19 protein-coding genes are annotated in these 18,796 nt (G+C 61.7%); 6 read left to right on the forward strand and 13 right to left on the reverse strand.

The genetic code is table 11. The features are described 5' to 3' along the window. Positions 1 to 337: 337 nt before the first annotated feature. Positions 338 to 1,618: a sialidase family protein gene (locus B5T_RS05520; RefSeq protein WP_229682952.1), complete on the forward strand. Its 1,281-nt coding sequence runs from the start codon at positions 338 to 340 to the stop codon at positions 1,616 to 1,618. Then, on the forward strand, positions 1,618 to 2,247 hold the full coding sequence (locus B5T_RS05525; protein WP_014993486.1) for a hypothetical protein: 630 nt from the start codon (positions 1,618 to 1,620) through the stop codon (positions 2,245 to 2,247). The genes B5T_RS05520 and B5T_RS05525 overlap by 1 nt, the downstream gene beginning before the upstream one ends. A 193-nt stretch (positions 2,248 to 2,440) precedes the next feature. Here the strand turns inward: B5T_RS05525 and B5T_RS05530 are convergent, their stop codons facing one another. Together B5T_RS05530 and B5T_RS23715 are read right to left on the reverse strand one after the other, a co-directional pair. Continuing rightward, on the reverse strand, positions 2,441 to 3,973 hold the full coding sequence (locus B5T_RS05530) for a sodium:solute symporter (RefSeq protein ID WP_014993487.1): 1,533 nt from the start codon (positions 3,971 to 3,973) through the stop codon (positions 2,441 to 2,443). Positions 3,974 to 3,988: 15 nt separating this feature from the next. After that, a complete protein-coding gene (locus B5T_RS23715; protein ID WP_014993488.1) occupies positions 3,989 to 4,564 on the reverse strand; it encodes a cold-shock protein in 576 nt (191 codons plus the stop codon). A gap of 281 nt (positions 4,565 to 4,845) precedes the next feature. Here B5T_RS23715 and B5T_RS05540 point away from each other — a divergent pair, with 281 nt between their 5' ends. Beyond that, positions 4,846 to 5,886, forward strand: a complete 1,041-nt coding sequence (locus B5T_RS05540; protein WP_014993489.1) for a GNAT family N-acetyltransferase — start codon at positions 4,846 to 4,848, stop codon at positions 5,884 to 5,886. Here B5T_RS05540 and B5T_RS05545 read toward each other — a convergent pair. The 7 genes from B5T_RS05545 to B5T_RS05575 all read right to left on the reverse strand — a co-directional run bounded on the left by B5T_RS05545 (position 5,881) and on the right by B5T_RS05575 (position 12,334). Then, on the reverse strand, positions 5,881 to 6,249 hold the full coding sequence (locus tag B5T_RS05545; protein ID WP_014993490.1) for a hypothetical protein: 369 nt from the start codon (positions 6,247 to 6,249) through the stop codon (positions 5,881 to 5,883). The two genes, B5T_RS05540 and B5T_RS05545, sit on opposite strands and share 6 nt — an antisense overlap. Positions 6,250 to 6,282: 33 nt before the next feature. Next, complete coding sequence (locus B5T_RS05550) at positions 6,283 to 8,046, reverse strand: M48 family metalloprotease (protein ID WP_014993491.1); 1,764 nt, start codon at positions 8,044 to 8,046, stop codon at positions 6,283 to 6,285. A 13-nt stretch (positions 8,047 to 8,059) separates the two neighbouring features. After that, on the reverse strand, positions 8,060 to 8,647 hold the full coding sequence (locus tag B5T_RS05555) for a LemA family protein (RefSeq protein ID WP_014993492.1): 588 nt from the start codon (positions 8,645 to 8,647) through the stop codon (positions 8,060 to 8,062). Positions 8,648 to 8,921: 274 nt separating this feature from the next. Next, a complete protein-coding gene (gene cyoE, locus B5T_RS05560) occupies positions 8,922 to 9,812 on the reverse strand; it encodes a heme o synthase (RefSeq protein WP_014993493.1) in 891 nt (296 codons plus the stop codon). 5 nt (positions 9,813 to 9,817) lie between these two features. Next, the gene (locus B5T_RS05565; protein ID WP_229682953.1) at positions 9,818 to 10,831 is read right to left on the reverse strand and encodes a COX15/CtaA family protein; all 1,014 of its coding nucleotides are present in this window, start codon (positions 10,829 to 10,831) and stop codon (positions 9,818 to 9,820) included. 134 nt (positions 10,832 to 10,965) lie between these two features. After that, the gene (locus B5T_RS05570; protein ID WP_014993495.1) at positions 10,966 to 11,580 is read right to left on the reverse strand and encodes a hypothetical protein; all 615 of its coding nucleotides are present in this window, start codon (positions 11,578 to 11,580) and stop codon (positions 10,966 to 10,968) included. 4 nt (positions 11,581 to 11,584) lie between these two features. Next, entirely contained in the window at positions 11,585 to 12,334 is a 750-nt protein-coding gene (locus B5T_RS05575; protein ID WP_014993496.1) for an SURF1 family protein, read from the reverse strand. Between the two features lie 104 nt (positions 12,335 to 12,438). On the opposite strand from B5T_RS05575, the gene B5T_RS05580 reads away from it, so the two are divergent. Together B5T_RS05580 and B5T_RS05585 are read left to right on the forward strand one after the other, a co-directional pair. Next, positions 12,439 to 12,690, forward strand: coding sequence for a twin transmembrane helix small protein (locus B5T_RS05580; protein ID WP_014993497.1), 252 nt, complete (start codon positions 12,439 to 12,441; stop codon positions 12,688 to 12,690). A 40-nt stretch (positions 12,691 to 12,730) separates the two neighbouring features. Beyond that, positions 12,731 to 13,423, forward strand: a complete 693-nt coding sequence (locus tag B5T_RS05585; RefSeq protein WP_014993498.1) for a pseudouridine synthase — start codon at positions 12,731 to 12,733, stop codon at positions 13,421 to 13,423. Between the two features lie 168 nt (positions 13,424 to 13,591). Here B5T_RS05585 and B5T_RS05590 read toward each other — a convergent pair whose 3' ends face one another. Genes B5T_RS05590 through coxB form a run of 4 tightly spaced genes read right to left on the reverse strand, consistent with a single transcriptional unit; the run spans position 13,592 to position 17,931 of the window. After that, a complete protein-coding gene (locus tag B5T_RS05590) occupies positions 13,592 to 14,473 on the reverse strand; it encodes a cytochrome c oxidase subunit 3 (RefSeq protein WP_014993499.1) in 882 nt (293 codons plus the stop codon). 27 nt (positions 14,474 to 14,500) lie between these two features. Next, positions 14,501 to 15,076, reverse strand: a complete 576-nt coding sequence (locus B5T_RS05595) for a cytochrome c oxidase assembly protein (protein WP_014993500.1) — start codon at positions 15,074 to 15,076, stop codon at positions 14,501 to 14,503. 27 nt (positions 15,077 to 15,103) lie between these two features. Then, positions 15,104 to 16,708: a cytochrome c oxidase subunit I gene (gene ctaD, locus B5T_RS05600; protein ID WP_014993501.1), complete on the reverse strand. Its 1,605-nt coding sequence runs from the start codon at positions 16,706 to 16,708 to the stop codon at positions 15,104 to 15,106. A gap of 14 nt (positions 16,709 to 16,722) precedes the next feature. Next, on the reverse strand, positions 16,723 to 17,931 hold the full coding sequence (gene coxB / locus B5T_RS05605) for a cytochrome c oxidase subunit II (RefSeq protein WP_014993502.1): 1,209 nt from the start codon (positions 17,929 to 17,931) through the stop codon (positions 16,723 to 16,725). Positions 17,932 to 18,354: 423 nt separating this feature from the next. On the opposite strand from coxB, the gene B5T_RS05610 reads away from it, so the two are divergent. Next, a complete protein-coding gene (locus tag B5T_RS05610; protein WP_014993503.1) occupies positions 18,355 to 18,684 on the forward strand; it encodes a DUF1820 family protein in 330 nt (109 codons plus the stop codon). Positions 18,685 to 18,796 lie beyond the last annotated feature (112 nt).

Genomic DNA, 18,796 nt, shown 5'->3' on the forward strand with positions numbered 1-18,796 from the left:
CGATCATGCAGAACGGGCCAATTGCCAACGGGGGACTGGCTCCGCCGCCAGCGGCGGCGGGCCCTGATGTCGATCAGTGGGCGTTGGGCCGGGCGTTGATCACGTGGCCGAATAGGACAGGTGGATTCTGGCATTGTTACGCTTTTGTCAAAGTGTCGCCGCGGTCGACGTTTTTTGATGGAGTTTCCGCTAACAATGCGAGCCAATGGTAAAAACAGCGGCGCAAATGCAAGTAAATGAGCATCAGGCGTCGCATTTGGCGCGAAGAACGCTAGAGGATAAATTGTAACCAGTGTTAACCTTCGCTTTTCGTACGACATAGAAGAAGCCGATCTGCATGGCCTTGAACAAATGGATGCATTGGGGAATAGGCGCCTTGCTCCTGGTGGCGTTCCTGATGGGGTTGCCTGGGCGCGCGTTGCATTCCGACCCCCCTTTTATGGCTGAACATGTTCCCGCTCACGATGTGGTTGATGGGCAGTGGCAGATGCGTTTCGCCTCCGACGCGGAAACCGCTCTGGTCCACGCCGCCTCCATGGTGGAGCTGCCCGATGGCCGGCTGCGCGCCTTCTGGTTCGCCGGCAGCCGGGAAGGAGCCCAGGATGTGGGCATTCACTCCAGCGTGTTCGATCCCGCTGCCGGAGCCTGGAGCGACGAGACCACGGTGGTGACCCGTGACCAGATCCGCGAGGGATGGGGGCGTCACGTCCGCAAGCTGGGCAACGCGGTGCCGGTGCTGGACGATAATGGCCGCATGCGTCTGTTCGTGGTGGCGGTGAGTTTCGGCGGCTGGGCCGCCAGCCGTCTGGTGGTGCTGGAGTCCTGGGACCAGGGGGAAAGCTGGCAGTTTGATCGCGCCTTGACCACCTCGCCCTTCCTCAATATCAGCACCTTGGTGAAGACGCCGCCGGTGCGTTTCGCGGACGGTTCGGTGGGGCTGCCGGTCTACCATGAGATGATCGGCAAGTTCGGCGAGATGCTGCGCGTGGGCGAGGACAACCGGATTCTGGATAACGCGCGCATCGGCCATGGCCGCAAGGCGATTCAGCCGCTGGTACTGGTGGACAGCCCGCACCGGGCCACGGCGTTTTTGCGTAACGAGAGCGATGACCATCCGGGCATGCTCTATCGCAGCGATACCTACGACGGCGGCAGCGAATGGACACCGCTGGTCTCCTCGGGACTCCCTAATCCCAGTGCCGCCGTTGGCGGTGTGGCGCTGAGCGAGGGGCACTGGTTGCTGGTGGCCAACTGTAATTCGGTGGAACGGGATGATCTGTGCATGCGCGAAACCCGGGACAGCGGCCGTACCTGGACCGATCGCATCTACTTTCATAATCGCGTTTCCTGGCGCGGCGGCGACCTGGAAGAAAACCGTTTCCTCAATATGATCGGCGAGGAATTGGACGGCACGTTCGGCGTTATCCGCGATCAGCCCTATCTGCAACGGGTGGAACACAACAAGTGTTTCGCGCGCGGTTGTGAATTCCAGTACGACTACCCCTACGTTATTCAGACCAGCAATGGTGATCTCCACGTGCTCTATACCTGGAATAAATCCGCCATTCGTCATGCCTGGTTGCCGGCCAGGCAGCCGGATAAAGGGGGGAGAGGGTGATGCTGGTGTCCGTGGTGGTGTGTGCTTGTATTCTGGTGGCGGTGTCGCTGCGTCTCTCCAGCCGCTGGCCGGCGCGCCGCCGTGCGCTGGTGGCGGCGACGGTACTGGTGTTGGCCCTACTGCCGTTTCCCTATGGCCTGGCGCCCTGGGTGCTCAGTTACCTGGGGGACTTCAGCCTGACCTCCGGCATGTTGGCGTTGCTGGCCATTCTGCATCGCCTGCGCGGCCATCAGTTCCTCTCCATGGGACAGACCCGCATGGCCTGCCTGCTGCTGGTGTTTCTGGCGCTTTGGTTCTATCCAATGAGTCTGGGGTCCAGCTACGAGGACCCGTACGCCTGGGGCTTCGGCGATCTGATCTTCAGTTGCATGCTGCTGCTATTGGGTGTGGTGGCCTGGCTGAGTCGCGCCTATGCCAGTTGTATCATTCTGGTGGTGGCGCAACTGGCCTACGCTTGGCGTCTGCTGCCGTCCGATAACCTCTGGGATTATCTGATCGATCCCTGGCTGGTGTTCTGGGCCAGTGGCTGGTTGATCCGTGATCGTTTGCTGGCCCGCCGGGCCCGTCAGCGTCTGGCGGTGAGTCAGCCGGAGGCGGCATCGGCGGCGCCTGTCCGTACCGAATCCTGAGTAGAGCAGCGGGTACAAGCAGGCGAACAGGCACGCTCCCACGAAGCCGCTGTAGGAGCTTGCCTGCAAGCGAATATCCCGAAGGCCTGAGAGGCCCCCATTCGCTTGCAGGCAAGCTCCTACAGTCCACTGTCCCCAGGCCTGCAAGAGGGCCAGGGTTTAGCGTGCCGGCGTGTTGCGCGCCAGCCCGCCTTCAACCGTAACGGCTGGCCAGCAGTCGGCCACTGAGATGAGCCACCGCGTAGCCCACCAAAAACATCAGTACATTGCCGATCAGACCGGTGTAATACAGATCAAAGGGCGCGCGTAGTGCTGCCGGCCACCAGGCCTGCTCCGACAGCAGTGTCCAGCCGGTGAAGAGGAGGGTGCAGATCAGACCGCACCAGGCAGAGAAGGTGTTCCCCGTGCGCGTGAAGAAACCCAGCAGGTACAGTCCGAGCATACCGCCGCCCAGCAGTGATACCAGAATGGTGGAGGTGTCCTGCAGGGTGCGGGTGGTGGCGCCGTTGAGCCAGAGGGCGCCCACGATCATCAGGACCATGGTCAGCGCCGCGGCACCGCGTGCCACCGCCAAATAGTGGCGATCCTCCCGATTCGGCCGCCAGTGGCGGCGGTAGAGATCGACAACGGAAACCGTGGCCACGGCGTTGATGCTGGAATCCAGCGAACTCATCGCCGCCGCCAGCGCCGCCGCCACCACCAGCCCGGCGATGCCGACCGGCAGATATTCGGTAATGAACCAGGGCACGATGGTTTCCGCCCGGGCCGTGCCGGCCAGTACTTCCTGTGACAGCGGGTCGGGGAAGTGCTGAAAGAACACCCAGAGCCCGGTCCCCAGCAGCATATAGAAGGCCCACAGCGGCAAGGCCGTGAACAGATAGACCCAGAGGGCGCGACGGGCTTCGACGAGGGAACGGGCGGCACAGTAGCGTTGCACCGTGTTCTGGTTGCTGGCGTATTCGGTGAGCCAGTTGGTGAGGCCGATGAACAGCATCATGGTGGCGGTTTTTTCGCTCAATGACAGTGTCCAGCGCGTGGTTCGCGGGCCGTCCTCGCCCCATTCCGCCAGAGCGAACTTGCCGGCCCGGCTGGCTTCGCTGAACAACTGAGAAAGCCCGCCGGGCAGGGCGTCCACCACGACCCACAGGCACAGTACGCCGCCCAGGATCAGCACCACGGTTTGCAGCACATCGGTCCAGATTACCGCGTCGATGCCGCCGACCACGGTGTACAGCCCAACGAACAGGCCGCTGAGCACGATGGCGGTGGCAGGCGGGATCGAAACCAGCTGCTGAATCAGCAGCGACAACAGCCACAGGATCATCGACACCCGTACCAACTGGGCGATGATGAATACCGTGGCACCGTACACTCGCAGGCTCGGTCCGAAGCGCTGTTCCAGATATTCGTAGGCGCTGGTCAGATTGCCACGGCGAAAAAAAGGCAGGAAGAACCAGGCTGCCATGGCGATGGCGAAGGGCAGCGCCAGATTGGGCAAATAGCGCAGCCAGCCGGTCTTGAAGGCGTCGGCCGGGTAGGCGAGGAAGGTCACCGAACTGATCGAGGTGCCGACCAGGGACAGGCCGATGACCCAGCCGCGAAACCGGCGCCCGCCGACGAAGTACTCTTCGGTGCTGGTATTGCGTCGCGAGCAATACAGCGCGATGGCCAGTACCACCAGCAGGTACAGGGCCATCACGGCCCAATCGGCGAAGGCCAGATTCATGGCGTGACGATCCGGTTATTGTTCGATGTACACCTGATCGGCCTGTTCGCCCCGATCGGATTGCCGTGTGGTGAAGCGCACCCGGGTGCCGGTACGCAGGCTGCGGCGTCCACCGTTCTGTACCGCCTTGAAGTGGACGAAAATTTCCTCCTCATCGTCGGTGAGGATGAAACCGAAGCCCTTATTGGGATTGAACCACTTCACCTCGCCGTGGCGCATGGCGCCGCCGCTGACTCGCAATCTTTGCCATGGCAGCAATGGCAGCAGGTAAATCAGCACCGGAATCCACAACCAGGCGGCGACGCCGAAGGCCACCTGGCCGTGGGCCAGTACCAGCCCCGCCAGGTAGAAGAACACCGCCAGATGCAAGGGCAGACGGCTGGGTCCGCCAAGTGGACACACCAGGTTCACCGCGGCGGCCAGCAGCAGACCCAGGCCGGCCTGCTGAGACAATACCGGGGAGACCATCAGCTCAATGTCATGCACGGAGAGGATCAGGGATTGCGGCGCGAAAATAAGCCAGGCGCCGCACAGGGCCAGTAATAAGGCTGCCAGCATATAAAAGGCGGCCAAAGGTTTGGAAACTTTCATGGAATGGACGTTACCTTATGCTCATTGGGCTCGGGACCCTCCCCGAAAAGCGGAGAGGAACGTCACGCCGATGCTATCGGCGGGCGGCCAGGGCCGATGGTCGTTTCCGCGCGCTTCCTCTCGTGGGGGAGCGTCGCCTCCGCGGGCAAAGAGGGGATAAAGGACGAGCCCCGGAGTAGATCGGCCTGCGTTATCATTATGATCGCCGCCGGGCCATTGTAACCAAGGCGGCGGATAATCTCACACCCGCCAGGGCCGAATTGGGCAGTAGAGGCGTTACTTTGCGGTATCCGTTTTTATCCGACAGTTTTTTTCAGGCCTTGGCGCGCAGCGGCGCCACCGGTGAAGACGCCGGTTGGCTGCCTCGTCATGTGCAACTCGATGGCGGTTTTTTGCCGTTATTCGAGCGCCGGGACTCCCGTGGTGAGTACGTGTTCGATTACGCCTGGGCGGACGCCTACGAGCGTTACGGCTACCGCTATTATCCGAAGCTGGTCAGCGCCATTCCCTATACCCCGGTGGTGGGGCCGCGTTGGCGGGGGGACATCGACGCCGACCGAATCTGGACGGCGGTGCGCGAGCGGGTGGCGGAAACCGGTGCTTCCGGCTGGCATATGTTGTTTCCGGACCGGGCCAGCCGCGTGGCTCTGGCGGAGCTGCCGTTGATCGAACGGCAGGCCTGTCATTTCCGCTGGTTCAATCATGGCTATGCCGACTTTGGCGATTTCCTGGCGCGCTTCCAGTCACGCAAACGCAAGAACCTGAGGCGCGAACGGGACAAAGTCACGGCACAGCACATCCAGGTGGAGCGGCGGCTGGGGTCGACGCTGAGCGCGGCGGAGTGGGCACGCTTTTACCAGTGTTACGCCAGCACCTATCTGAAACGAGGGCAGTGGCCTTATCTTACCGAATCCTTCTTCACCGACCTGGCCGCCGCCCAGGGAGATCAGATGATGGTGGCGCTGGCCCGCCATCAGGACGACACCGTGGCCGCGGCTTTATACCTGTTCGACGATCAGGCTCTGTACGGCCGGTATTGGGGCTGCCTGCGCGAATTCGATGCTCTGCACTTCGAACTTTGCTACTACCAGGGCATTGAATTCGCCATCGAGCAGGGGCTGGCGGAGTTCGATCCCGGTGTGCAGGGCGAGCATAAACTGTTGCGCGGATTTGAACCGGTCATTACCTATTCCCTGCACTGGTTGGCGGAACCGGAGTTTCAACGCGCGGTGGCGGACTTTTGCACCCGGGAAGCCCGGCATGTCAGTGGCTATCGGGAAGAAGCGCTGACGTTGCTGCCGTTCCGGGTGGATCTTTCATGAATTCCCCACGTCCCCCTGCTGCTGCATCAGTAATGCCATGGTGATGCGGTCGCAGGGATCCGCATCCGGGTGTTCCGGGTGCTTGGGGCCCAACTCGTGGCTGACGTCCTCCAGGCTGCTGTTGTCCGGCTCATCCAGGTCTACCAGGAACTCCAGGACGTGGCCCTGGGGATCCACCAGTGTGCCGGTGTAGGTGCGCTGATCGAAGGGGCAGAGACTGGCGAACAAGGTGCGGCCCAGGTCCAGTCCCTGGTCCGAGAACCATTGATTCAACGCCGGATCGAGCAGGCCCTGGCGTACTTCGCGGGTGGCTTGATGAACCGCGTCGCGGGTGACGCGGTGGCTTATTTTTTCCAAATGCATTGTTTTTTCCATGGCATCCGCATTGACGGAGAATCAGCGGGTCCGACGAAACAAAGGTGGCATGGGGCTGTCGAGGAGGGCGCAGAGGGCCCGTAACAGTTCTGTTTCCGCCACCTGAATCTGGCCGTCGGCGAGTATCAGGTCGGCGGCGGTATCAATCACCGCCGATTTGAGCGGGGGTGTCAGTCGATTCAGACGCGCCACTGAATGATTCATCCGCTCCGGTGTGCAGCGGTCCGGGGGTAACAGCTGGCGGCCTGCCGGCAGCAGCCCCCGGGTGGCTTGTTGAAACAACGTCACGGCGGTATGGCGGGCGCTGTCCGCGGCCCAGGCCAGGGCGGAAAACACCACCTGAAGATCCGCCGCCACCGCGCCGAAGCGATGCAGGGCCGGTTCCGCCAGTCGTTTGGCGGGCAGTAAGCGAGTCCGGGCCAGTGCGCACAGCGCCCAGCAGAGCAGGTCACGATGGCCTCTCTGACGGGCGATGCCCAGTAACTGGTCGACGATGGCCTGGCGCCGCGCCAAGGGCTGGCGCGCCAGGGTTGGCAGTGCCAGATCCAGCAACGGCAGGCGCAGGCGGGTGCCCAGTTGTCGCACTTGCCGGATCCACTCGCCGCGTTTGCCGCCGGCCAGCGCCGGCGGTACCGGACGGGGCCCCAGCGCCAGTGCGTACAGAATGGTTTCGGCGCCCTCGTTACCGGCCAGGACTTGCCGCAGGGGCGCCGGAATACTGGCCACCAGGGAACGGGCGTAACCCAGATTGGCATCGTCAAGAAAACCGATGTGTTGAGAAGCGCGCGGGTCGCGGCGCGCCCGCACTCGGGCGCGCGCGTTCCAATCCGGGCCGAGTGCCCGCAGACGTTGTTCCAGTGGCGGGTGAGAAGAGAGCAGGGCGCGCAGATGAATAGAGACGGTTTCGGCGAAGCCCATGTGACTGATGTCCTCGGCATACAGCGAATGCAACAGGGAGCCACCGCCATTGCGAATCTTGATCAGGGCGCCGGCCAGGCCTTCACTTTGCCGGGTGAACTGTACCGCGCAGGCGTCCGCCAGATGCTCGCGCTGCCGTGAGATGGCGGCCTTGATCAGACGGCCGAAGAACAGCCCGGCGTAGCCCACCGTCATCATCAGGACGCCGCCGGTGAAAAACAGCGGCTGATAGCGGTGCCGCCGGGAGATCGGCTGCAACAGGAATTCGCCCACTTTTCCCACCGCCAGAATGCCGGAGAGCGCGGTCATCAATTGCAGATTGAGGCGCATGTCGCCGTTGAGGATATGGCTGAATTCATGGGCCACCACGCCCTGCAGTTCCTCCCGGCTCAGTTGCTCCAGGGCGCCTCGGGTGACCACCAGCAGAGCCTGATCCGGACGAGCGCCGGCGACGAAGGCATTGATGCCGGCTTCGTCGTCCAGCACGAACAGGCGTGGCACCGGCAGACCACTGGCGATCGCCATCTCCTCGGTCACGTTGCGCAGTCGGCGCAGTGGCTGCTCGCCGGCGTCGGCGTCCACTTCCCGTGCCGACAACAGCGCGGTGAGCGCGGTGGCGCCGCCGCGCAATTGCCAGGCCTTGCGTAGCGAGCCGTAAGCCATGATCGACAGCGTCGACAGACTGACCCACCAGAACAGACTGCTGCCGAGCCAGGGCGTGGGAGCCAGTCCGGGCAGCAACAGGCGGGCGAGTACCACGGTCACCAGATTGACCGCCGCAGTGACTCCGGCGAGGGCCAGCAGGAAGTACAGCGCCAGCAGCAGGGTGCGGCGCCGGGCCTGGGTCTGATGCTGGAAGAAGTCCATTGCCGCCGCGGCCTCAGAGCCTGACCGCGACCGCTTGGCGTGCCGCCGCGGTTTCCAGTGACAGCAGGTCAGCGGCGCGGAACGGTCCGAACAGGCCGCCGATCAGGTTATTCGGGAATTGTTCACGGTAGGTGTTGTAGCCCATCACGGTGTCGTTGAAGGCCTGGCGGGCGAAACCGATGCGATTCTCGGTGCTGGTCAGGGCTTCCATCAGATCCGACACGGTGGCGTCCGCCTGCAGTTCCGGGTGGTTCTCGGCCACGGCCCGAAATTGGGCAAGGCTGCCGGAAAGCAGATTCTCCGCCTGTGACAGACGCGTCATGGCGCCGCTCTCGCCTGGGTGACGGGCAGCGTCGGTGCGGGCTTTGGCGGCGTCCCGGCGGGCTTCGGTGACCCGGGTCAGAGTGTCTTGTTCGTGGCGCAGGTAAGCGCGGGTGGCGCTCACCAGATTGGGAATCAGGTCGTGGCGGCGTTGCAACTGCACATCGATCTGAGCGAACGCATTACGGTACTGATTACGCAGACGGATCAGCCGGTTGTAGACGGCGATCAGATACAACAGCAGCGCGGCGATAACGCCGGCGAATAGCCACTCCCCCATACTATCCCCCCAGAATGATAGTAACGTGGTTCCCCGGATTGTCGTTCCTCGCGAGCGGCGGCTGTCAGGATCAGACGGAGCCGGCCACGGGACGTCATATTATTGAGGAATGCCGACCTCGCATCCGGCGGGCCTTCATTCCTACCGGTTAAGTTACTGTAATGCCGCCGTACAACCAAGCAGGTCGGCGGGCCGGCGTGACCGAATTAACATTTGTCACGCGACCCGGGGGACAATCGCGGTCCGTGGACCGCGATTGGCGCGTAAGCGTCTCTCAGACTATGAAGGGATAAAGCGGGATGTAGTGATCCACCAGCAGCGCGGTGAACAACACGAACAGGTAGGTGATGGAGTAGCCAAAGGTCTTCATCGGCAGTTTGGGGTCTTCCGAGAAGCGCAGGCGCACCGCGTGCACCAGGAAGATGGCGCCGAGAATGACCGCGGCGATCAGATAGATCAGCCCGCTCATGCCGGTGAGGTACGGCAGCAGCGAGCATACGAACAGCAGAATGGTGTAATAGAGCACCGACTCGCGAGTGAACGGAATGCCGTGGGTCACTGGCAGCATCGGGATATCGGCCTTGGCGTATTCATCGGCTCGATGAATCGCCAGCGCCCAGAAGTGCGGAGGCGTCCACACGAAGATGATCAACACCAGCAACCAGGCATGGGGATGGAGTTCGTTGGTCACCGCCACCCAGCCCAGCAGCGGCGGGATGGCGCCGGCGACGCCGCCGATAACGATGTTCTGTGGCGTGGCGCGCTTCAGATACAGGGTATAGACAAAGGCGTAACCGACAAAACCGAACAGGGTCAGCCAGGCGGTCATCGGATTGACCAGAAAGTACAGCATGGCCATGGACAGCATCGCCAGCGCCACGGCGAACGCCACCGCCGCTCGCGGTGACAACTTGCCCGCCACCAGTGGCCGTTGCTCGGTGCGTTTCATGATCGCATCGATCTTCTGGTCCATGATCTGATTGATGGCGGCGGAGGCCATCATCGCCAGAGACAGTCCGACGAACGCGGGGATAAAGATGGGCAGCGGAACCATGCCCGGCGGATCCGTGGCCAGGAACATGCCGGCCACGGCGGTCACCATCAGCAGCATGACCACGCCAGGCTTGGTCAGGGCCAGATAGTCTCGCCAGGTGGTGGTGCTCATGAACGCTATTCCCCGTTGGGGCCCGGTCGGGCGCTGGTGCATTTGACGTTGATGGCGCGGATGAACAGAACCAGGGTGATCAGCAGGACCACCGCGCCGAAGTTGTGCGCCACCGCTATCTTCAGTGGCACGGAAAATACCACATTACCGATGCCGAGACCCACTTGCACCAGCAGTAACAGCAGGATCACGCCGGCGAAACCACGAAAAAAGGTGCTGTGGGCGCGGCGCAGGATACGGGCCACCAGGGTCAGCACCAGCAGCGAGGCCAGCAAGGCGCCGAAGCGATGCATCACGTGGATGGTGGTACGGGCGTCGTTTTCCAGCACGCCGAATTCGTAGTCGGGCAGGTCATGTTCGTGGCCCCAGAAAATAAAGGCATCGGCGAAATTGAGATGTTCCGTCCATCCGGACTCACACACCGGCAGTTCGGTGCAGACCACCGCCGCGTAGTTGGCGGTGGTCCAGCCGCCCAGGGCGATCTGCAGAATCACCGCCGCCAGGGCCAGGCCGGCCAGTGGCTTGAGGGTGCGGACATCGCAGTCGTTGAGGAACTCCGGCCAGCGGTAGAGCCGGGCGGCCAGTAGCGACAGCAAAGTGAGCGTGGTGAAGCCGCCGAGCAAATGCAGCATGACGATGGTGGGCTGCAGCCCCATGGTCACCGTCCACATGCCGAGCAGGCCCTGGAAGATCACCAGCACCACCAGGAACAGCGGTAGCTTCAGCGGTTGTTTGGCGCGCTTGCGATTGATCCAGCTGAGCGCCGCGATGATCAGGATGGTCAGGCCCAGCACGGAGGCGAAGTAGCGATGGACCATCTCCGGGATGGTTTTGTGCGCCTCGCGCAAAGCGCCGGGAGCGGTGGAATTGACATCGGACACGTGCGCCACGGCCTTCCGTACATCCAGGTGACCGTAACAGCCGGGCCAGTCCGGACAGCCCAGGCCGGCGTCGCTGAGGCGGGTCCAGGCGCCCAATGCGATCACGCCGGCGGCGAGGACAATGGCTACAATCGTCATGCGACGCAGCCAGATTTGGGAAGATGTCAGGGTTTGCATGATTTCGGGACCTGCTGGTGTTCATCCGATCTACGCGCGGGTTGTCCGCGCGGGATAAAAGCACGGGTCGCCCAGACGGTGGCGCCGGGTAGGCGCTAACCGATCAGGGAGCCCTTGAGTGTCCGTTTCAAATCCAGGCGGATGTTCTCCGCCTCTTCCAGAGTGGCGTCCATGTCCTCGTGGGTGCGGTAACGCATGAAAATCTGGCCGTCGGGACTGACCAGATAAATATCCCCCACCGGTGAAGACTGACTCTCGCCATACGCGGCTTCGAGAGTGGCTTTCAGGGTCTTCAGGTCACCCTGGACCTCCTCCATGCCGGCGACATTGTCGTCCAGGAAAGCGCGGAAGTCCGCATTCGGCTGCCGGGTGAGCACCACCACCCGGCGCACTCGCTGCGCATCCTCCGTGAGTGCCAGGCGAACCTGGCGCATCTGATAGTAGAGGCCGTTCTTGCAGCGGCTGTCACAGCCGTCCCCGGCGATGTACAGCATCGTCCAGCGGCCGCTCATGTCATCGGCCCGGTACGGATCGTCGGTGCTTTCCATCAGGCCCAGATCCGACACCGGAATATGCGGGATCAGCAACTGGCCTTTGTTCTGGCGCGGCAGTTCCCAGGGATCGACCAGGTAACGGCCGGCCAGGAAAAACAGCACGAAGGGGCTGAGAATGGCCAGCAGAGTGAGTCTGTTTTTGCTGCGAGGGGACATCGGTTTATAGGTCCAGTTGATCCTGTCGGCGTGCCTGCCGCCGACTCGCTACCAGAAAGACCGCCAGGGCCGCCACGGCCAGCCCCAGCCACTGCAGCGCGTAAGCCTCGTGGCGTTGCGGGCTGATGATGGTTTCCGCGTCTTGCCAGGGTTTCGGCAATGGTGGCTGATCGCCCAAGCCTTGACCCGCGGCAAGGCGGATTTCAAAGGGCGCCAATTCTACCCCAAGTCGGACGCCGATGGCTGCAAAATCCACCTTTTGTACCCGTAAAGGCCATTGATTGTCCGGCAGGGGGGTGTCCTTGAGCACCAGCGTGCGGCTGGAAGGCTCGTATATCGTGCCTTTCACGGTGAGCGGGCCGGTCACCGGCGCTACCGCGGGCAGCACGGCGCGGTCGTTGCCACGGGGCAGCCAGCCGCGATTGATCAGCACCCAGCGGCCGTCGGCGGTACGCAGCGGCGACAGCAGGTAATAGCCGGCGATGCCCTGATTCATGCGGTTGTCCAGCAGCACCGGACGAGCGTTGTCGAGTTCGCCGCTGACGGCGATGGGCAGATGCTGGCGGTCGTGGCGGCTCAACGCCCCGGACAACGACAGCGGCGCCCCAGCGGCTTTGTCGGACTGGTCCGCGAGCCATTCTCTCTTCTCGTCCGCGCGCTGCCACTGCCACCAGGACAAACTCAGGCACACGGCGACCACCACCAGCGTGAGCGCGGTGGCAAGAGGGGAAAACAGACGGGGTTTTCCGGCCATGGGCGATCTCCGGGTAACGGCGGCCGGCGGAGCGTGCACTTCACCGCCGGGGGGCTACAATGGGCGCACATTGTACATGAACAGCGAGTGTGGAAGGTGCCTGTATGTGGTGGGTGAAACTGATCGTCATCGTGCTGCTGGCCGCGGCCGTGGTCTCCCTGGGGCGGGCTTTGATGGCCCTGGTCCGTAATGAAGGCAAGGAAGGTAAAACCATGCGCGCGCTGGCCTGGCGGGTGGGCTTCTCGGCGGCGGTGTTCGTGTTCATCCTGCTGAGCATGATGATGGGCTGGATCCAGCCCCATGATGTCAATCCCACGACCTTGTATGGCGAGCCGGTGCAGCAACAAGGAGATTGAAAGACGGTGACGGACGCTACGCCGTAAGCAGGACTGAACCATGCGCCTGGATCGCTTGTTAAGCCTCTCGCCACTTTATAGCCGCCGGCGAAGCCGGCTGTTGATCAGTGCCGGGCGCCTGCGGGTGGACGGTGACGTGGTGCGCGACCCTCGCCACGAGGTGAGCGCCTTCCAGCGCGTGGAGTTGGATGGTGTTCTGCTGCAAGCCGGGCGCAGCGCTCGTTACTGGATGCTGCACAAGCCGGTGGGCGTGGTCAGCGCTACCCGGCACGACAGCCACCGCACCGTGCTGGATTTACTCGACGAGGCGGACAAACACGAGCTGCATCTGGCCGGACGGTTGGATCTGAACACCAGCGGCCTGTTGTTGCTCAGTAACGACGGGCACTGGTCGCGGCGCATTACCCTGCCGGAGCAGCGCAAACCCAAGGTTTACCGGGTCGATACCGAGCAGCCTATCAGCGAGGACTACATCGAGGTGTTCGCCCGGGGCCTGTACTTCGCTTATGAAGATCTCACCACCTTGCCCGCCCAGCTCGAATTGCTGGGCAGCCACCGCGCCCGCCTGACTCTGTTCGAGGGACGCTATCACCAGGTCAAGCGCATGTTCGGCCACTTCCGCAATCGCGTTGTCGCTCTGCATCGCGAGCGGATGGGGGAGATCCACCTCGATCCGGACCTGGCGCCCGGCCAGTACCGGGCTTTGACGGAGGCGGAGATTGCCAGCGTTTAGGTTTGGCACATCCTGTCCGGGGGCGGGTCTGTACGGCGATCCCGCAAAGGCGTAACGCGGATCAGCGTCCCTGATGGAGAGTAATCCCGTTCCTCTCAAAGCAGCCATGAACCATAAAAAAGCCCCGGCAATGCCGGGGCTTTTTAGTGTTCGGGAAGGCGCAGGCGTTTACAGCCAGTACACCACCACGAACAGGAACAGCCACACCACATCCACGAAGTGCCAGTACCAGGCCCCCGCTTCCCAGGCGAAGTTGTTCTCGGCGTCGAAATGCCCCTTGATCACCCGGATCAGCGTCACCGCGAGGAAAATGGTGCCGATGGTCACGTGGGCGCCGTGGAAGCCGGTGAGCAGGAAGAACAGACTGCCGTAGATGCCGGCGTCCAGGGTCAGGCCCATTTCGGTATAGGCATGGATGTACTCTTCCACCTGCAGACCAAGGAAGATTGCGCCCAGCAGCACGGTGATGGCCTGGAAGCCGATCAATTTGCCGCGTTTGCCAGCCAGCAAGGCGTGGTGAGCGATGGTCAAAGTAATGGAACTGGTCAACAGGATGGCGGTGTTGATTGCCGGCAGGCCCCATGCGCCCATGGCCTGGGTGGTGGTGCCGCCCGGCGTCTTCACCAGAGGCCACATGGCCTGGAAGTCCGGCCACAGCAGCTCGTGGGTCATGGCGTTGCTGCCAGCGCCACCCAGCCATGGCACGATCAGCCAGCGGGTGTAGAACAGGGCGCCGAAGAAAGCGCCGAAGAACATCACCTCGGAAAAGATGAACCAGAGCATGCCCTGGCGATAGGAAATGCCCAGTTGATGGCTGTGCAGCCCGCCACGGGATTCCTTGATGGTGTCACGCCACCACAGCGCGATGGTCAGCCACAGCCAAGCCAGGCCGAAGAAGAACAGCGGCTGGCCCCAGGAGCCGGAGAAGGTGTCCGGATCGGTGGCCTGCTGAATGAAGTGCGCGCCGCCGAAGGCGGTCATGAACAGCCCCACCGAGGCCACCAGGGGCCAGGGGCTGCTCTCGGGTACATAGTACTTATCGGTTGCCATTGAATTGGTCTCCTCTACCACCGGGTTTTAGCGCACCACGGTGTCGCTTTTGTTATCAGTCCCGGTTACACGTTCGGTCACATCGAACATGGTGTAGGACAGGGTCAGGGTGGTGATGTGCTTGGGCAATTCCGGATCCAGGTAAAAAATCATCGGCATTTCCTTCATTTCCCCCGCCGTCAGTGTCTGCTGATCAAAACAGAAGCACTGGGTCTTGTGCAGGTAGCGCGCCGCCTGCCCGGGAGTAATGGAGGGGATGCTCTGGGTGATGATGTCGTGGTCCTTGGGATTGCTCGCGTAGAAGTTCACCAGCGTGATCTCGCCCGGATGCACGCGCACCCGGTGGGTTTTGGCGTAGAAGCTGCCGTTCACGCCGGCCCCGTTCTGGGTAATGAACTCCACTGTCACGACCCGGTCTTCCACCACGGTTTCCGGCGATTGGGTCGCCGCGGTGTTGGATGTTTTGCCGTTCAGGCCGGTGATGTCACAGATGACGTTATAGAAAGGCACCATGGCGAAGGCGAAGCCGAACATCGCCACCGCCCAGATAAGGAGCTTCTTCAAAGTGCGGGCGTTGCGGGCCTGCAGATCGTCGTTGCTCATGATGCCTCCCTCTCTCCGTCGGATCCGTTACTTCACCAGCGGCGGTGTGTCGAAGGTGTGGTAGGGCGCCGGAGACGGCACTTCCCATTCCAGACCTTCGGCGCCGTCCCAGGGCTTGGCTTCCGCCTTCTCGCCTTTCTTCAGCGCGCACTGCAGACACACAGCCAGGAAGAACAGCTGGGAAAGACCGAACCAGAACCCGCCGATGGAGATCCAGAAGTTGTAATCGGCGAATTGCAGAGCGTAGTCGGCATAGCGGCGCGGCATGCCAGCCAGGCCCACGAAGTGCATCGGGAAGAACAGCAGGTTCACGGAAATCAGAGAGTTCCAGAAATGCAGTTCACCCAGCACCTTGTTCGGCATCATGCCGGACCACTTCGGCAGCCAGTAGTAGGCGGCGGCGAACATGGTGAACACGGCGCCGGAGACCAATACGTAGTGGAAGTGCGCTACCACGAAATAGGTGTCGTGGTATTGGAAGTCCACCGGCGTGATCGCCAGCATCAGACCGGACAGGCCGCCGCAGGTGAACAGGATGACGAAGGTGATGGCCCACTTCATCGGCAGCTCGAAGGTCATGGAACCGCGCCACATGGTGGCCACCCAGTTGAACACCTTCACCCCGGTGGGCACCGAGATCAGCATGGTCATGTACATGAAGAACAGGGTGCCGGCCAGCGGCATGCCCACCGTGAACATATGGTGGGCCCAGACCACGAAGCTCAACAGCGCGATGGAGGCGGTGGCGTACACCATGGAGGCGTAACCGAACAGCTGCTTGCGCGCGAAAGTGGGGATGATCGCCGACACGATACCGAACGCCGGCAGGATCATGATGTACACCTCGGGATGTCCGAAGAACCAGAACACGTGCTGGAACAGAACCGGGTCGCCACCGCCGGCGGCATCAAAGAAGCTGGTGCCGAAGTGACGGTCGGTGAGCATCATGGTGACGGCGCCGGCCAGTACCGGCATCACCGCGATCAGCAGGAAGGCGGTGATCAGCCAGGTCCATACGAACAGCGGCATTTTCATCAGGGTCATGCCCGGTGCCCGCAGGTTGAACACCGTCACGATCACGTTGATGGCGCCCATGATGGAAGAGATCCCCATCATGTGAACCGAAAGGATGAACAGGTCGGTGGAGGCCGGGCCGTACTTGGTGGACAGCGGCGCGTAGAACGTCCAGCCGAAGTTCGGAGCGCTCGGGTTGCCATGGCCGAAGGCGCTCAACAGCACCGAGCTCAGCAGAATGGTGAACGCGAACGGCAGAATCCAGAACGACCAGTTATTCATACGCGGCAACGCCATGTCCGGCGCGCCGATCATCAACGGAATCAGCCAGTTGGCCAGACCCACGAAACCGGGCATGACCGCGCCGAAGACCATGGTCAGACCATGGACGGTGGTCATCTGGTTAAAGAACTCCGGATCAACGAATTGCATCCCGGGCTCGATCAATTCGGCCCGAATGATCATCGCCATGAAACCGCCGGCCAGGAACATGGCAAAGCTGAACCACAGGTACAACGTACCGATGTCTTTGTGGTTGGTGCTGAACAGCCAGCGCTTCAGGCCGGTCGGGGCGTGGTGATGGTCGTGATCATCGTGTGCTGCGGCAACAGTACTCATCGCGGTCCCCTCCCTTACTCTTCTTCGTGGACATCTTCGGGTTGGATCAGATCGCCGGAGTCATTGCCCCAGGCGTTCCGCTCATAGGTAATCACCGCCGCGATGTCCTTGGGCGTCAATTGACCTTTGAAAGCCGGCATGGCATTGCGGCCTTCAAGCACGACATGAATATGCTCTTCGCGGTGCTCCGGTTTGATAGCGAAATCATCGCCCGCGAACGGCAGCCCAATGCCGCCTTCACCGTTTTGCCCGTGGCACAGCGCGCAATTGGAAGCGTATACCTTTTCGCCCACTTCCATGGCGGCATCCAGGCTTTCGAACGGCGTCAGGTCAGGCGCGGCGGCGGCTTCCTCTTTCTTCTGCGCCAGCCAGTCCTGGAATTCGTCCTGAGTCACCACGTTGACCATGATTGGCATGAACGCATGATTCTTGCCGCACAGCTCGGCGCACTGACCATAGTAAGTGCCTTCCTCGCCCTCGGGAACCAGTGCCCAGGTTTCATTGACGAAGCCTGGGATGGCGTCCTTCTTGCCGCCAAAATCGGGGATCCAGAACGAGTGAATCACGTCATCGGAAGTGACCAGGAAACGAACCTTCTGGCCGGAGGGAATAACCAGCGGGTTATCCACTTCGAGCATGTAGTTGTGATCCTTGTCTTGGGGCGGCGTGCCGACGCGGTCCTTGGCGGTGCCGTAAGGGAACAGGCCGCCGGAGAGCACCGGGTTCTCGTACTGTTCAGGCGGCGTGGCCAGGGAGGAGATAAAGGAAACGCCGACGTCGTTGTCGTCCTGGTAGGTGAGGTATTCGTAACCCCATCTCCAGCGATAACCGGTCACTTTGACGGTCAATTCGGAATCGGCGGTATCGTCCAGTTCAATCAGCACCCGGGTGGCGGGTACAGCCATGGCGATCAAGATGATAAAAGGAATGATCGTCCACAGAACTTCCAGGAAAATATTTTCATGGAAGGTGGCTGGAGTTGGGTGTTTGGATCGGCGATGTCGAATCATCGAGATCAGGATCAGCCCGAAAACCAGCAGGCCGATAATGGATACGATCCACAACACGGTATTGTGCAAGCCGTGGACTTCCTGGGCGACGGCGGTCACCCCGGGTCGCAGGTTGTGGTCGGAACGTTCAGCCCAGTCGCTGGCCGTGGCCAACCCGCTGATCATCAGCGAGGTCAAGCCGACCGCCATGCGGTGGAACAGAGTTGACTGCATGCGTTTGCTCCCTGTTTTCCCCGGCAAGGTACCCCCCAGTAAGGAGTCCAAGCCCATTCTTCGCCTTCTAAGCCGTCACCGGCACCTGGAACCGGGCCCAGGCCATTTCTTGAGGATGCTGTGGAGCCGTTGCCGGATTCCAGGCCCAAAACGGGGCGGGGCAGACCAAAAAAGCGGCTGTCCAAACGTCTCGAGAAGGGGGAAACCCCAACCAAATCAACAAATTACCTGAATATGAGTGGTTTGGTTCGAATTTCCAGGGTGCGGCAAAATGCCCCACGGCATACGGCGGGTAACTCTAGACATTCAAGGGGGTAAAGTCCAGCCGGAATGCCGCATATCACGTGGCTTGGGGAGGGTGTGCCCGGGCCGATTTATGCTAGACTGCGCCCCCCGTTTCGACCCCTGCGCAGGGATTCAGGAATGTCCAAAAGCCGTCAGATTTATAGGGTTATTTTCCTCAATCAGGGGCAGATCTATGAGATCTACGCTGCCCAGATTTATCAGAGCGAGCTCTACGGTTTCATCGAAGTAGAGGAATTTTTATTTGGCGAACGATCGCAAATGGTGGTGGATCCGTCCGAGGAACGACTGAAGAGCGAATTCGCCGGTGTCCAGCGCTCGTTCATTCCCATGCATGCCATCATCCGGGTGGATGAGGTGGAGAAGGAAGGGGTAGGTAAAATTACCGAGGCCACCGGCTCCAATGTGACCTCCTTCCCCATGCCGTTCGGGCCTGGCGGCAAGAAATAGCGGTCACACAAAAAAAAGGCGCCGGCGGTTCGTTCCGCCAAGCGCCCCGAGGGTTGCCTGATTATCTACAAGGGAGAAACTGCACAAGATTAGTCAGTGCCGTTGACGGCAA

Source organism: Alloalcanivorax dieselolei B5 (genome assembly GCF_000300005.1).
GTDB lineage: Bacteria > Pseudomonadota > Gammaproteobacteria > Pseudomonadales > Alcanivoracaceae > Alloalcanivorax > Alloalcanivorax dieselolei.